At 44.9% G+C, this 1,294-nt stretch carries 1 protein-coding gene; it reads left to right on the top strand.

Annotated elements, in window-relative coordinates; all coding sequences use genetic code 11:
* The coding region (locus U859_RS0130050) for a hypothetical protein (RefSeq protein WP_025146903.1) at positions 1-1,294 on the top strand (1,294 nt) is incomplete at both ends.

The raw sequence follows: 1,294 nt of genomic DNA, 5'->3' as shown, positions 1-1,294 counted from the left end.
TGCTTCTGTAGCTGATTTAACCACCATAGAAGGTACTGGTACCACAGCCGATCCTTTCAAGGTAAAAGACCTGGGCATTGTAGAAGCTAAACTGGCGAACGATGCGGTTACCACTTTAAAAATAAAAGATGCCAATGTTACCACAGATAAAATAAAGGACGCCAATGTTACCACCGGTAAGATTGCCGCTGGTACAAACAACCAGGTACTGGTTACCGATGCTACCGGCAAAGTGGCCTGGGTTGATAAAACTGCCCTTGCTGCTTCTGTAGCTGATTTAACTACGATAGAAGGTACCGGTACCACAGCCGATCCTTTCAAGGTAAAAGATTTAGGCATTGTAGAAGCCAAACTGGCCAACGATGCGGTTACCACTTTAAAAATAAAGGATGCAAACGTAACTACCACCAAGATTGCTGCTGGTACAAACAATCAGGTACTGGTTACCGATGCTACCGGCAAAGTAGCCTGGGTTGATAAAACTGCCCTTGCTGCTTCTGTAGCTGATTTAACTACGATAGAAGGTACCGGTACCACAGCCGATCCTTTCAAAGTAAAAGATTTAGGCATCGTAGAAGCCAAACTTGCCAATGATGCGGTTACCACTTTAAAAATAAAAGATGCCAATGTTACCACCGGTAAGATTGCCGCTGGTACAAACAACCAGGTACTGGTTACCGATGCTACCGGCAAAGTAGCCTGGGTTGATAAAACTGCCCTTGCCGCTTCTGTAGCCGATTTAACCACAATAGAAGGTACTGGTACCACAGCCGATCCTTTCAAGGTGAAAGACCTGGGCATCGTAGAAGGCAAACTTGCCAATGATGCGGTTACCACTTTAAAAATAAAAGATGCGAACGTAACAACCGCTAAATTAGCTGATAATGCTGTTACCACAGCTAAAATTACTGATGCCAACGTTACCACCGGTAAGATCGCTGCTGGTACAAACAACCAGGTACTGGTTACCGATGCTACCGGCAAAGTGGCCTGGGTTGATAAAACTGCCCTTGCTGCTTCTGTAGCCGATTTAACCACCATAGAAGGTACAGGCACCACAGCCGATCCTTTCAAAGTAAAAGATTTGGGTATTGTAGAAGCCAAACTGGCGAATGATGCGGTTACCACTTTAAAAATAAAAGATGCGAACGTAACAACCGCTAAATTAGCTGATAATGCTGTTACCACAGCTAAAATTACTGATGCCAACGTAACGACCACCAAGATTGCCGCTGGTACAAACAACCAGGTACTGGTTACCGATGCTACCGGTAAAGTGGCCTGGGTTGATAAA

This window comes from Pedobacter jeongneungensis (assembly GCF_000633455.1).
GTDB classification, from domain to species: Bacteria; Bacteroidota; Bacteroidia; order Sphingobacteriales; family Sphingobacteriaceae; genus Pedobacter; species Pedobacter jeongneungensis_A.
This window is presented reverse-complemented; position numbering and strand designations above follow the sequence as displayed.